At 38.3% G+C, this 14486-nt stretch carries 11 protein-coding genes; all 11 read right to left on the bottom strand.

Annotated features, from left to right (window positions below):
• Window positions 1-138: 138 nt before the first annotated feature.
• Window positions 139-2433 carry an LTA synthase family protein gene (locus tag V2546_RS15280; protein WP_329752776.1) on the bottom strand — a complete coding sequence of 765 codons (2295 nt, stop codon included), beginning with the start codon at window positions 2431-2433 and terminating at the stop codon, window positions 139-141.
• 227 nt (window positions 2434-2660) lie between these two features.
• Entirely contained in the window at window positions 2661-3713 is a 1053-nt protein-coding gene (locus V2546_RS15285) for an acyltransferase family protein (RefSeq protein WP_329752766.1), read from the bottom strand.
• Between the two features lie 96 nt (window positions 3714-3809).
• Window positions 3810-5126 (bottom strand): IS66 family transposase, encoded by a 1317-nt coding sequence (gene tnpC / locus V2546_RS15290; protein WP_329752778.1) that lies wholly within the window; start codon window positions 5124-5126, stop codon window positions 3810-3812.
• Window positions 5123-5617: a transposase gene (locus V2546_RS15295; RefSeq protein WP_329752767.1), complete on the bottom strand. Its 495-nt coding sequence runs from the start codon at window positions 5615-5617 to the stop codon at window positions 5123-5125. The genes tnpC and V2546_RS15295 overlap by 4 nt, the downstream gene beginning before the upstream one ends.
• Window positions 5618-5720: 103 nt before the next feature.
• Complete coding sequence (tnpB, locus tag V2546_RS15300; protein ID WP_117470328.1) at window positions 5721-6077, bottom strand: IS66 family insertion sequence element accessory protein TnpB; 357 nt, start codon at window positions 6075-6077, stop codon at window positions 5721-5723.
• Window positions 6070-6453, bottom strand: coding sequence for an IS66 family insertion sequence element accessory protein TnpB (locus V2546_RS15305; RefSeq protein WP_329752769.1), 384 nt, complete (start codon window positions 6451-6453; stop codon window positions 6070-6072). The genes tnpB and V2546_RS15305 overlap by 8 nt, the downstream gene beginning before the upstream one ends.
• A 268-nt stretch (window positions 6454-6721) precedes the next feature.
• On the bottom strand, window positions 6722-7828 hold the full coding sequence (locus V2546_RS15310) for a DHHW family protein (RefSeq protein ID WP_329752770.1): 1107 nt from the start codon (window positions 7826-7828) through the stop codon (window positions 6722-6724).
• A 13-nt stretch (window positions 7829-7841) separates the two neighbouring features.
• Window positions 7842-8837 (bottom strand): MBOAT family O-acyltransferase, encoded by a 996-nt coding sequence (locus V2546_RS15315; RefSeq protein ID WP_329752772.1) that lies wholly within the window; start codon window positions 8835-8837, stop codon window positions 7842-7844.
• The gene (locus tag V2546_RS15320; protein WP_329752773.1) at window positions 8797-9237 is read right to left on the bottom strand and encodes a hypothetical protein; all 441 of its coding nucleotides are present in this window, start codon (window positions 9235-9237) and stop codon (window positions 8797-8799) included. The genes V2546_RS15315 and V2546_RS15320 overlap by 41 nt, the downstream gene beginning before the upstream one ends.
• A gap of 230 nt (window positions 9238-9467) precedes the next feature.
• Window positions 9468-13283, bottom strand: a complete 3816-nt coding sequence (locus V2546_RS15325) for a glycosyltransferase (RefSeq protein ID WP_329752774.1) — start codon at window positions 13281-13283, stop codon at window positions 9468-9470.
• 119 nt (window positions 13284-13402) lie between these two features.
• On the bottom strand, window positions 13403-14359 hold the full coding sequence (locus V2546_RS15330) for a glycosyltransferase family 8 protein (RefSeq protein WP_329752779.1): 957 nt from the start codon (window positions 14357-14359) through the stop codon (window positions 13403-13405).
• Between the last annotated feature and the right edge of the window lie 127 nt (window positions 14360-14486).

The raw sequence follows: 14486 nt of genomic DNA on the forward strand, positions 1-14486 counted from the left end.
CCATAGATTACTTGTATTATAGCATAGATTCCGCTTTTCTTCTTAAAAATCACTAGATTATAAGCAACTTTTAAAAGAGCGGTGGAATTTACTTTTTCACTGGAATTTACTTTTTCAAGTCAGCAAACGCAGTGGACCTCACTCCCCCACAAAATACCTCCCATTCCTCTTCCTATCAAACAACGCATAATACTGCACTGTCCGGTACCTCTCGATCCATTCCCTGTAACTATTCTCCGCCCAAAGATCATACCAGTCCCCATCCGCGGTCATATATCCCGCGAAATTAAACACCGGGATCTGCTCTCTCTGGTTCATCCGGTAACGGTCATACGCGGACAGCTCCAGCCCCGCATACTTTCGGACCAGCGTCCCGAGATAATTCGTGCTGATCACATCTTCTCCCCGGGAATTCTTCATCGAATAATCCTCCGGGATCTCATAATTGCTCCAGATAAAATACGGCACCATATAGATCTTCTCCGTCATCGTAAGATCCGTATCCGTGTCCCCTCTCCCGGCTTCCCTGAGCGCATTCTCAAAGTCCCCATTCAGCGCCGGCTGATGATCCCCGAAGAAGCAGATAAGTACCGGCCGGTCCACCTGCTCAAAATAGGAGATCAGATACGAGAGCGCCTGATCCGCCTTTGCGATCAGTGACTCATACATCTGAAGATCCGAATACCCGCTATATTCCTCATCGACATCGACGATCTCCTCCGGCTTCAGCTCCCCGATCCCGTCATATCCGCCATGATTCTGCATCGTGACATTAAAAATAAAGGTCGGCTCCGTCTGCGCCTCATAGACCTCGATCAGCTTCTGATAATCCCCAAGATCAGACACCCGGTTCCAGACCGTCCGCTCACTGTCCTCAAACGCACTGATCGACAGAAACTCATCAAATCCAAGCTTCGGATACACAACACTTCTTCGCCAGTTCTCCGGATTTTCCGGATGCATCGCGATCGTGTGGTAGCCCTGCTCCTTTAGGATCGAGACCATGGACGGCACATTCGTAAAATCAAAGCTGGAGTACGGATTGATCCCGTTTGTATAGGTCATCGAATCCCCCGTCAGATATTCGAACTCCGTCGTAGAAGTTCCGCCGCCGCGGGTCGAAACATAATCCCATCCATACTCGATCGTATGCGGATCATCCTTCAGCGAATGGAAAAACGAAAGATCATCCTCTGTACATGCAAGCGGTCCCAGAACACTCAGATCACTGAACGATTCATTCATGATCGTAATGATCATCGGCTGTTCACCGGTGTCCTTCTTCTCCGTTTCCGTAGGAGCTTCCACCGCCCCGTACTCATCAAAAATCTGTTCCGCACTCTGCTCCGTATACCCATCCGGCTTACTGATCTTCATCCTCTGCCAGAACGAGATAAATGCCGGAGCAAAACCGGTCGCCTGATATGTATTCGCCTGCCACCAGAAATCAATGCCGATATTGTAAGTATCCGGGAAATCATAGCTGCCAATCCAGAAAAACAACGCCGCAGCTGCCCCGATCGCTCCGCAGCCCTTTATCAGGATCCGTTTCTTTCCCGTTCTCTTCTGAAAAATATCCATCTTTCCAAGCGCCCACATGCAGGTAAACAGAAAATACAGGATCAGAAACGTAAACGCCAGCTCCTCCGCGACCTCAAACGTATACTGCCCTGCGACCGACATGGCCGTCCGCAGTGCAAAAATATCCGTTGCAAGGAACGGCTGTCCACGGAACTTCAGGAGATAATAATTGAGCGCGCCGACAAACCACGCAAAGATATATAGCGCCTGAAGCCCGAGCATCCCTTTCTGCATCAGGCACACAAACAGGACTTCCAGAATCAGATAGATCAGGACATTCAGCTCCCCATTTAAAAGGCTGATCCCCGTCACCGACGGGTTCCAACAGAGTTCCTCGAGGAAAAACGCAAGAAACGGAGTGATCGCCAGGAAGATCCAGTAGAGCGCTCTCGCACACTCCGGAAACCGCCGGAGCACGTCCGTTCCATAAATCCAGATCGCAGTCGCCGCAAGAATCATGAGATCCGCCATCCCCGTACTCACCGGCGGGAACTGATTTGCGATCTTCGTGACGCCGATCACATCACGCGAAAGATTCACATAGTAAAACGCCAGGATCCCCATGCCGACCGCCATCTTGATCGACATGGAATAAACCTGGTTCCGTTTCTCCGGTATGCAAATGAAGATCCACAACATCCGGCTGCACTGCGCCGCGATCAGCGCGTACGTCAGGATTAGCCATATCGACAGGTAGTGGATATGAAACACCACCTTGATCGCAAATTCACAGCATAGCGCTGCGAATAATGAACATCCAAGATAAACTTTCTTTTTCCGTGTCTTTTCCCTCTCCTGTTTTTTTCCGGTACCTGTAAAATATATTGTGATCGCCGCTGCAATCCAGATCATTGCTTCCACTCTTTTGTAATTCCTGCCTTATTCTTAGTATTAATGGCTCTCATACGTCCACACCAACAGACATAATATAACTTCTTGTTGTTGCTTCAATGCCTGTAATTTTTGTTTCAAAAATTCTTTATTTTCTTTATGTCTAATTATATAAATTTGTTCATCTACTTCGCTTAGTTGCTCTTCGTTTTCTCTTATACAAATATTTTTTCAAAAATCTGCATATATCACTTATTGTTAATTTGTACTGCAACTAATTTCATTTTTACCATCCGATACGCTCTAATGACCAATAGGACTACCATAAAAACACTTAAATCAACCACAGTCCTTTTTACTGCCATTCTAAATTGTCCATCCATAGTATAGGCTTTCCACCAGCATCCATCCATAATGTGCACACACAATAAGTAAAGTGAATTTTTTCCTATAAATGTCACTATAGAAAATATCGGTTTTATTCTCTTACACATAATGCTTATTTCTGCTATAAATAAAATTCCAAAAATTGCTGTTAAGTAGCATATTGGAAATAGCGGATATCGCCGACATGCAAGCTCCAGATATGTCCATGAATTATAGTCTGGAAATGTAATTTTTAAAGTTACCATCCATATAATCAAGAACGTGCATGCCATCTTAATATTTCCCACTATATCGACTGTATACAAGTGCATACCAAAAAAGAAAAGTGGCATAATCGCAAGCGCTATATCCAATGAAAACGGTAGCCACTGTAACTTTCCGAAACTAATTCCACACAGTCCAACCACAATCGTCATTACAAATAATTGCGCAGTTTGTGCAAAGTATAAATGAAGATAATCAAATATAGTACGTCCCGCAAACAGCGCAAAGAAAAACCATGGAATTCCCATTTGTGGTATATAAATATCATTGAATTGAGTAGGTACTCCACTACCGAAAAGATAAGTATAGATAATGTCTCTCCAAAGCCAACAATCAAATAATGAATGTTTGTTCAAAATTGACTGAATCAAAAAATTCAAGAAAAATATAGCTGTAGCAGGAAGTAATAAATGATATGCAGCTTTCTTAGTCTTCCTAATGAAATCTGAAAAATCAACGGAAAATTTATAGGTTGTTGCACTTAATACAAAAAACAACGGCATATGAAACGAAAAAATGATTCCCCTTAAATTACTTCCATTCTTGTCAACACCAACTGTATGCCCGATAATCGTTAAGATAATTGTTAGACCCTTTGCAAAGTCAATCCACTCTATTCTGTTTTTGTGCTCTCTTAAATTTGCAACCACAATATGTACCTTTACCTTCCCATTTTTATTTCAGAAAACGTATAATTAAATAACGTAAAGGTCAAATCCTTCGCCCCACGCCAAATACAGCGCCGCTCATTTGCGGCGCTTGCTATAGCACTCAGCCGGAAGATCTTTTGACCATGGCATAAGACTCTCTAACTCTTTTTCATCGACACTTCCGTCGATACGGATGATCTCAAGCAGTTCGGTTAATAGATGCTTTACGTAGTAGTAAACATTCAGACCATTTGCCCGGGCTGTTTCGGTAATGCTGTAGATCATTGCACTTGCCTGTGCACCACATACTGTATTCAGCGTCATCCAGTTCTTACGGCCGATCGTAAAGGTTCTCAGTGCGCGTTCACTGGCAAGATTATCGATCGGCACTTCCCCATCACTCAGGAATACCTTCAGATATTTTTCCTGATTCAGGCAGTAGTTAATCCCTTTTGCGGTTTCGCCCTTGGGAAGGACTGTCTGATCTGACTTTATTTCATGGATCCACGTAAAGAATTCTTCCAACAGGGGCTTGATGGATCTCTGCCTCTCTTTTAACCGTTCTTCCGGACTCAGATCCTTCAGCCCACCTTCCAGATCATAGACAGCACCGATCCTTACCAGTGCTTTATACGCAATAGATGACTGGATTGCTTCCGGGTTGCTTTTTCCGATTGCCTTGATCGCGTTTGCGAAATGGCGTCTTGCATGTGCCATGCAGTTTGCGTTCTTTATCCCTTCCAGATCCCGCTCCAGCTTGTGGTACTGTTCCAGCCCATCCGTCATAAGAATGCCGGAAAAATCCTTATAGTACGCCTTTGGATGGTCACTATAGCGTGTTTTCTGGTATTCATATATGATGATCGGTGGTACCTTGCCAAGTTCCCCGGTGATATGCACCCACATATAGCTTTTGCTGCCTGCGGGTCTTCCATCATGGATCACATCCACGGTCGTTTCGTCGCACTGGTTTACATGGGCTTTCAGCTGACATTGCTTCATCATCTCGTATACGACTGATAAGTAGCGCTCTGCCGTCCATACAGTCCAATTGGACATTGTCTGCTTGGACAGATTCAATCCGTTCGCTCCAAAATCCCTGGAGATCCGGTCGAGTGGGTTACTGTTTACATATTTAGAGTTGATGATCGCGGCTTCAAGAGAAGGGGTCGCAATGCTGCCTTTAAATAAGGTTGCCGGATGATCTCCACGGAGGAATTCGTCCTGATGTGTCCCATCCGTTCCGACATACACTTTGATGACATGTTTCTCCGCGATCCATCTGGCCGGTTCGAACCGGAGTTGCCAGAAGATCTCATCCGGCATGCGTTTCCAGTTCCCCGAACCAAAAGCTTCGTTTAATTCCTGCTCCGGTATATCATGAGAAATCTCTTCCTGCGGGAAATCTTTCAGGTCTTCTTCCCTCTGTCCTTTCTTTTTAGATTTACGGAACCCTTTTTTGCGGGTTCGATAACCTCTTCCATGATCGGTTCAGGGGCGGTTTCATCGTAATTCGCTTCAGCCTCATTAAAAAAGGAGAGCTGCCCAACGATATCATCCAGTTTTTCTGTCTGGCGGCCAAAACGCTGCTGGTTTGCAAGCCGGACCTGTTCTATGAGGGTTTCATAGTTCTGTTCCAGCTTGTCGAGCCGGTCCTGCATCTGGAAAATAACATCGTTTTTAGCTGTATGGTCCATCTGATTCAGTTCATCCGGAGTGAATTTTTTACACATGATGCCCGCCTTTCTTTCTAAGGAAAGTATAGCAGAAATCGGTGATAAATGCCAATCCGGTTTCCATACCGGTCCGTCATTTTTACCTACCCGGAACGTCTCCAGATGCCCTGTTCCAGTCACTTGAAATGCAAGGCGTTTAAAATCAAAAGTTCTCTTTTTTATCTTCATACAGGACAAACGGTTCCTCTCATCGGAGAGGATTCCATTAATAGACACCGCCCTTTTTGGCGGTCAGACTGGCGTTTTATTTTCTCTGTTTTTCACAAACGGTTTAATAGATATGCTTCGGATCAACATCTTTAATTCTGGGATCCAGAGGATTTAATCCTGTCATAAGGTACCTGTACTGGTCCTCTGTAAGCTCTGCCGCTTCCTGGATATTTCTTGGCCAGGATAATCTTCCGTCCTCAAATCTTTTGTACAAAAGCAGAAACCCCGTTCCCATCCATAAAAGCCCCTTGCACCGGTCAGAACGTTTCCCACAAAACAGGAACAGGGTTCCTTTCTCGAAAGGATTCTGCCCATACCGATCACCGATGATTGTTGCCAGACCATCGATCCCTTTTCTCAGATCAACGGTGCCGCACGCAAGGACTACACGACGGATCCCGGCTGCGTCTTCAAGCATGGGACACCTCCCGTAAGATATGGCTCAGAAGAGTGTCTGAAATATCATTGGAGATCTCAATCTGAAATGATGCGGTCCGGATAACAGCAGCCGGTTCATTGGAGAGCGGACGAATATTTGTTTCCGAAACAGCAGTACACGGAATTTCAACAAAATCCAGCTCCGATTTTTCCGCTGTGGCAGGAACAGAAATGTTCTTTTTCATTTCCACATAAGCCTGTTGCCGAAAGCGCCTCTGCCAGTGGTAGTAGCTTTGCTCCCGGATGCCGTTTTCGTCCATCCATTGTTTCGCTGATTGTCCAGCGGGTCTCTGCCCACAAGCCTGGATGATCTTTCGCCAGTACTCTGCACGGACTTCGTGAGTACAATGATCCATAGTCTTTAGTCCTCCTTGAAAAATCTATTGGTTTTCTCAAGTATGCACTAAAAATGGTTATAGTGAAAGGCGAGTGGTTTGACCTTTACATTGTAAGGGGGCACACCATTGTTTGACGATAGCTCCACTGACCTTTTGCTCAGCAAGGCGGATTGTCCATTTCTGAAGATGGACCTAGTGAAATTTTTATCTGGCATTCATGAGACAAGCTTCCAGGCTAAAGTGAGCACGAATCGCGCAATTCGTATTCAATTTTTCATTGTCATCGTTATTGTACCGAAAAATTTTTCAGCCTATCGATATTCCGTTCAACCACCTCATATATGTATACATCTGGCTTATACGCTAAATAATCACCGTATGAGTATGAATTAAAGTGTCGCATATATGTTTCCTTAAACTGAGTTCCTATAACCAATCGCATTGCCGTTGAAAACGAATCTCGATTTATATAGACTCTCCTTGGATCTGCATTTTCGGCTGTGTAAGAATACACATCAAAAAAATCCTCCGAAACAACTTGAATATTATTTGTATTATAGCCAGACACTGTATATATTTGATCATTATTTTTCAATTGCTGTGTCAAATTCAACATATTGGCTAAATCTCCAGCATAAGTATCCGTCAATTCAATATTTAAATCATCAATACTAGGCATTTTGATTCCCAACTCATTTAATAATAATTGTGAGCCTATATAACCACCTATATCATTCCAATGTGTATCAGTTTTATAATATATGTTTTCATAAAGTAAATTTCGCGCATTCATCAATTCATCATACGGATATACAACTCTCAAATCTGTATAGTTTCTCAGATATTCAACAAGCTGCCTTGTTGCATACATATCAGCAGGCTTTCCATATTGATCTGGCATTGCATCATAGTAGATTCGCTCCTTATTCGGGGCTATAAATAAGACAAATTCTACACCTTGTTCCTGCAAAAAATTTCTTTGATTAACAAGATTTTCAGCTATAAAAGCTAAATCTTTCTTTGAATATAAATTTGTTCCTAAATAGCAACTCAAAGGATCACCATCAGACACTTTTGAATAAAAAAGCCAATTATCTTTTCCGACAATAACAGAATCATTTGTTGATTTATTGAAGCAAAAATAATCAATGGCTGAGTTAAGCGTAATCAAATTATTTCGAAATGGTATAGAATCATTAAAATAGGCATCATATTCTTTCGAAAAAGTTCCATATGTGTCAAGCGTTAGCCTTGGTCGAGTTCTCATTTCGCGATTCTCATGATTTGTAGAATCCACATATTTTTCAAAAAATATCCATAACAGCCATGGAAAACATATTATTACACAAAAAGCTATAATGATTATTATTGGACCAATTCTCTTTCTAGTCACCAGTTCTCATCTCCTAAAATTGAAAGTAAATAAATGGATTATAAGTATTACTAACTATTGAGGCCAGCGAAAGAATCAACAATATCGTACAATAAACTGCTTCTATCGCTGAATCGTTCCATATTTCTATAATTTTTTCAGAGGTTGCACTTCTAATTAAACCCATGCCACAAAAAGCAATCACACCAATAAATATCGTCTTTACATCCATGTAATTCCATGACGCAATTCCTGCGCTAATATGTCTCCATGGTGTTATCATCCTAGTGACATAACGAATTCCAATGATAGTATTCTCTGCTCTAAAAAATACCCAACCGAAATTCACAACCAAAAAGCAATAAATCGTAGACAGCACCTTAGATTTATCTAAGATTTTCATCTTGCTTAAACGTTCAACAACTACAAAAAAACCATGGTACAATCCCCAAATAACAAATGACATATCTGCTCCATGCCATAGCCCAGTTAAGAAAAAGACAATTAATAAGTTTACATATGTTCTAATCTTCCCCTTTCGATTTCCCCCCAATGGAATATATGCATATTCTCTAAACCATGTTCCCAATGAAATATGCCATCTGCGCCAAAATTCGGTAATAGATCTTGATAAATATGGATAATTGAAATTTTCCGGAATAGTAAATCCAAACATGCATCCCAAGCCAATAGCCATATCCGAATAACCGGAAAAGTCATAATAAATCTGAAATGTATATGCTAATGCACCAATCCAAGCTGTTTTGCAGTCGATCTGAGCAATATCATACGCATAAATAGTATCAACGCATAAACCCAGCGTGTTAGAAATTAGGACTTTTTTTGCTAAACCATAAACAAATCTCTTGAAACCTTTTGAAATTTTTATCCAGGATATACTACGTCCCTCAATTTGTTTATTTATATCTTTATATTTAACAATGGGGCCTGCAATTAATTGGGGGAAAAACGAAATATATAGCGCAACGTTAATTATACTTGGTGCCGCTTGCCCCCCCCATATAGACATCGGTAATGTATGATATTGCCTGAAATGTAAAAAAAGAGATACCAATTGGTAATGTAATTCCCGGCACAGAAAAAATCTCTCGTCTAAACAAACCGTTTAAGATCTGCAATCCAAAACCTGCATACTTGTAATATCCTAATATGCTTAAATTACATGCAATTCCAAAAATTAAAGCAAAATTTTTTTTATTGCCATTACTATTTTCAATCCCTAAACCTATTAACCAATTTATAAAGATTGACGCTACCATCAGCATCACTAAATAGGGCTCACCCCATGCATAAAATATTAAACTGGCAATTAATAATAAACCATTTGAATATTTTTCCTTTGCAAGAAAATTCAAAGCAAAAGTAACGGGAAGAAACAAAAGCAAGAAAGTTGCCGAACTGAATACCATATCTACGTTAGTGCAGTACTACTTGTACGCATCTCCTATCTATAAATTTTCCTTATAGCGCTAAATAGACACATTGCCTTAATTGTCAATAAGCCTTTTGTTATAAGTATCAAAATATCACTCATACAATATTTCTAAATTTACTATAACTTTCCATTTGATTTATAGAGAAGGAATTATCATATATTCCTTCTCTATAATCTTAATTTATTAATGTAATAGCAATAATTTTATACTCCAGTAGTCATATTAGAAACTGTATCATAAAATAAAGAATTTTCTTTTATATTAGCCAATTCCGTTCCTAATACTCCTGCAAGATATTTGGTAATACATATATTAATAGTATTTTTCCATGTATGATCTACTAACACTACTCCTTCCTTCTTTAAGTATGGGACTAACGCATAATCTAAATAATATAATATATTATTTATCAGTGAATAATCCCCGTCAATAGATTGACACATTTTTTTGTATAAATCAATATATCTAATCAGCTCCTCGTCAGCAAAAGAAAAGTCCCAATTTTCAAGCATAATAAACTGACTTTTTTTTATGTCGAACATGTATTCTTTAAACTTACGTATATATTCACCAAGAATACAATTTTTGACATTATTTTTATTAATTTTATAAAAGGCACCAAATACAGCTGCACACACAGATAAAGATTTACTTGCAATTAACCAATCTTCTTCCGGACAATATGGTTCATCAATAATTGTGACAAATGATAAAGCCTCCACGTAGTTTCTTTTTAAATAATATGAAGCTGGCCTATTATGTCCATGAACTGTTCCAACATTTCCTAATAGGGCAATTTTATAACCATCATTCAAAAGACGTATACCTAAATCAAGATCTTCTGCATAATCATGTCGATAATAATAGTCTTTGAATATTTCTGAAAGAATAGCAGTTGATACATCTGTTAAAGATGCCTTTTTCCTTAATTCTAACCTGTCATCCCCCGCTTCCTTATAATTTATTGTTTTTTTACCATTATCTATTTTTCGAAATTCAGCATATCCATAAGAAAGTACCCTATAGAACATTTCTGTTCCATCTGGGTTTATTTCTGTACAACTAGTAGCAACAGCTTCTCCAGAAATAAGTGGCGCACATAATTCATTCAACCACGTATGACTGCTTGGCAATGCATCCTGGGTCATAAACACGATAATATCCCCTTTTGCTTGAAGTGCTCCCAAATTTCTTGCATATGAATGTGAAAACTCTTCATGCGGTATCTCAATAACGGTAACACCTAAATCATTTGCAATTTTTACAGAATCATCTGAACTTCCAGAATCAACCATAATCAACTCGATTTCTTTAACTAATTTCTGTTTTAATATACGATTAACTAATTTCACAAGACTCTTGCCTGGATTGTAAGTAGGAATCACTACTGATATTTTTTTATCTACATATATTTTTGAACAGCATGTTTCACCCTCTATACTTTCCATCATATTAGAAAAATATGTCTGAAAATGTGTTTCAGAAAAACAATTTATATATGTCTTTCTGGCATTTTCTTTCATATAATTTAAAGAGTCTTTATGGCTTACTACTTGTTCTATTGCTTGCGCTAAATCACTCGGACTATTTTTCTTGTATACTATTCCACATTTATTTTTTTCAATAATAGGTGCCGTTCCTGTATTTTCCGAACAAATGATGATTTTTGACATCATCATAGCTTCTGCGACAAAAACTGGAAGTGGATCGTCTTTTGAAGGGCAAATAATACAATCGCATTGTTCATACACCGAAAAAATTTGATCATGCGGAATTTCATCAATGCAGTATATTGTATTAGGAAATATTGAAACAGCTTTCTGAATGGAATCATAAATAGGTTTGTCATATGGTTTCCCGATAAAATAAAAAATTGCTTTTGATCTAATATTTTCTGGCAGTAAAGCTATGGCATCAACAAGGACATCTTGTCCTTTTCGTTCATCTTGCTGTGCAATTACCGCGAACACGATTTTATCTTTTTGCAAATTTGGTAGTAAAAACTTATCATTATTGTTATAATCAATATGCATATCTGGCAGATAGTAGTACAGAAGTTCTGTCTGTGTAGCATACTTGGGATAATAGGAAAGTAATGCTCGTTTCGCATATTCGCCTGCGCAAAACACTTTAACATTTGAAGGTAATTTTTCCGGCATGATTCCGGCAAATCCCCCCATTGAATAAGAAGCGAAACTATCATGTATCCACCAAAATACCGGTATTCCACTATTCGCCAGTATATTAACTGCTCGGTATGTAACTACTGTGTTAAGTATAATTAAATCATAATTATAAGCAATGGCATTCAAACAAGAGTCCTCACCATATAAGTTTTCTGGTGTTACAACAGACACATTAATCTTATCTGCAATAAGTTCTTTTTTTAGTGGACCATCGAATGGGGAAAGCAAATTTACATTATAACCACATTTTATTAAAGATTTTGCCAAATTTTGTAACGCAATCGGTGCACCTGTCAATGACAATTCATGAGAAATAATTAAAATGTTTTTTATTGAATTAGTTGCAAACTGCAATGGTCTTTTTGACGGATAGAAAACTTGTTTAATAATCTCTGATGCTTGTTCTGCAAAAGTTTCTCGTGAAAAAAACTTGTTATAAATATTTCGTGCTGCAACCTTATTATCATATTTTTTTCGATCTGTTAAATACTGAACTATCTGATCCTTTAAATACACACTACTATTTTCTGAATAAATCAATCCAAACTTCTCAGCCTTTAAAATCGAAGCAGTCCCAGTATTTTCAGAACATATAACCATTTTCCCACATTGTAATGCCTCAGTCACTACAATCGGCATTGGATCATCTCTTGAAGCACAAATCATACAGTCAATATCTTGATATAATGAAGCTAATGTTTGTTTATCTAGCTCTTCTATGTATAATATATTTTGTGGATAATTTACAACTAATGTATCAATCACATCTTTTATTGGCTTATAGCACTCTTTTCCTATAAATATAAAATAGCTCGCTTTTAAATATTCAATAGGAAGGCGATTGATTGCTTCCGCTAATATATCTTGACCTTTTCTATATTCTTGCAACCCAATCAACGCAAACACCGTTTTGTCTTTTGCGTTATCTGGTAAAATATATCTGGTACTTTCTTCAGTAGAAATCTCTGGTATATAATACAGAAGATTTTGACTGTAATATAACGGACGATATTTTTTCAACATTTTTTGCGCATATTGACCAACAACATAAACATGAATATTATCATTCAGCTGTTTTGGCATTTTGTCGATCCACTCTTTTACGTTATAAGAAGTTTCAGCCTCATGAATCCACCAAATAGTCGGAATTCCTGTATTCATTAGTGAATTTATCAATGGTGCTCCAACTATTGTTCCAACTATAACAATATTAAAAAGTTTTGAGATTATATCGAATTTGCAATTTTCTAATAAATCATCAACCACAATAACTGGAATTGTACACTGTTTTAACAAACTCCCTTTTCTTGGTGAAATAATAACCGGAAAATATCCTTGTCTTTCCAATTCTTGCGCAAAATAAAGCATTGCAACAGGAGCCCCCGTTAAGCTTAATTCATGTGCAAATATTAGAACAGATTTATCTTTTATATTATCATATGTAATCAGTTTATTCTCTGAATATATTTCTGCGTTCTTAGATATTTGATGGATGTTGTTACATAAATCAGAAAAAGTTTTTATACAATTTTCTTTTGTATCGCTGCTTATTGGTCTGTATTGCAATCTAGGAACATTTCTAACAATATCAATTAATTGTCGAATTGGTTTAGTTATTTTCCAAAATGTGGCATTTTCAATAGCATCTGCTCGCATTTTTTCAAAAGCTAATTCATCTTGTAAATGTTTTAATTCATCATTCTTTTCTCTTAATTCTAAATGTAAAGAGGCATTTTCTTTTGCATATGTATTAATAGCGGTTTTATACGTTCTCAGTGATTTTTTTATTAACTCTTCCTTGTTTTTTGAAACATCATAATCCGAAATTACCATAAATTTTATCCCAATTGAAAATCAATTACTATCCTTTCTTTTATAATTACTTGCTAATAGCTTTATATATTTTTTTAAGTTCACGAATTGTTCTTCTCTTTATTTTATATAAACAAATATTATTTTTTCAAGTTCCAATAAATCTTCTTAATCCATTCTCTTCTATTGCTATGGTAAGGCAGAATAATATCTATAATCCACCATATTCCCGACCGCTTTGGAATATAGTGAATCCCCTGTTCGTTAGAAACAATCTGTTCATCAGAAACAACTTGTTCGTTAGAAACAACTGTTGCATTTTTTTCATCATCAAAACATCTCCGGATTCTCCGCAGTAAAATCGGATAATACGGTGATTTCTTTGCATACATCCAAAAATATTCTGCAAAATCACAGTCAACAACATCCCATGGTTTCTGATAGCCGGCATAATGGATTAAATACGGTTGCTTGCGAGCAATAGAATATTCCTCAAAAAGCTTTCTTGGCGCCATCTTAAGGATCTGCATGCGACTGGCTTCCGGCTCCTGCCAATCCATTAACGTATTCCATTGCTGCGGAATATATGTAACTTTATTTTTGCAAACAATGTTTAGAACATCTTGGTCATGGCAACGGAATGAGTGGGATAGTGCCAATTGAATCATTTTCTGAGATGATGTCATCTTTCGAAATCCATCAAGATCAAGAATCAAAACACCTGCCTGAAAGTAATCATATGGACTATCCAGTTTCAGTGTTTCGACCGCATAAGCCTGCCAATTATTTTGGTTTAAGTTTAACTGTCCTGCAACATCGATATCTTTTGCCGCTCCAATGATTGCTCCCTTTAAGTCCAAATCATAAAGTTCTGCCACATCTCGATCAGCGACCATATCACAATCCAGATACAAAATTTTATGATAATTTGGCATAATTTCCGGAATAATCAACCTGTAATAAGTTTCCACTGATAGATGCTGGTCTACAAATAATTTCCCAGCGTCAAAATATTCACATACGCGGATAAATCGAATAGAAATATTTTTCTTTTCATTTGCTGCTGACTGAATTATACGCTGATTCCGTTCAGAAATGGGGCTGTCGCATTAGCAAATATTTTTTGCTGGGCGGCAGCCCTGCTTTATGCCCAAATGGCATCGAAATCGGTCACGTTTTCGATGCCATTCTTTATAAACGCAGTTCATTCCCAGGCATCCCTTT

Source organism: Clostridium sp. CM74B_53, assembly GCF_036318045.1.
In the GTDB taxonomy this organism is placed as follows: Bacteria; Bacillota; Clostridia; order Lachnospirales; family Lachnospiraceae; genus Pilosibacter.

What these genes read in the sequence shown, in the direction of transcription:
- V2546_RS15280 (WP_329752776.1), bottom strand. Translation starts at nt 2,433, where the DNA reads ATGATCTGGATTGCAGCGGCGATCACAATATATTTTACAGGTACCGGA.
- V2546_RS15295 (WP_329752767.1), bottom strand. Translation starts at nt 5,617, where the DNA reads ATGAAGATAAAAAAGAGAACTTTTGATTTTAAACGCCTTGCATTTCAA.
- tnpB (WP_117470328.1), bottom strand. Translation starts at nt 6,077, where the DNA reads ATGCTTGAAGACGCAGCCGGGATCCGTCGTGTAGTCCTTGCGTGCGGC.
- V2546_RS15305 (WP_329752769.1), bottom strand. Translation starts at nt 6,453, where the DNA reads ATGGATCATTGTACTCACGAAGTCCGTGCAGAGTACTGGCGAAAGATC.
- V2546_RS15315 (WP_329752772.1), bottom strand. Translation starts at nt 8,837, where the DNA reads ATGTCTATATGGGGGGGGCAAGCGGCACCAAGTATAATTAACGTTGCG.
- V2546_RS15320 (WP_329752773.1), bottom strand. Translation starts at nt 9,237, where the DNA reads ATGGTATTCAGTTCGGCAACTTTCTTGCTTTTGTTTCTTCCCGTTACT.
- V2546_RS15325 (WP_329752774.1), bottom strand. Translation starts at nt 13,283, where the DNA reads ATGGTAATTTCGGATTATGATGTTTCAAAAAACAAGGAAGAGTTAATA.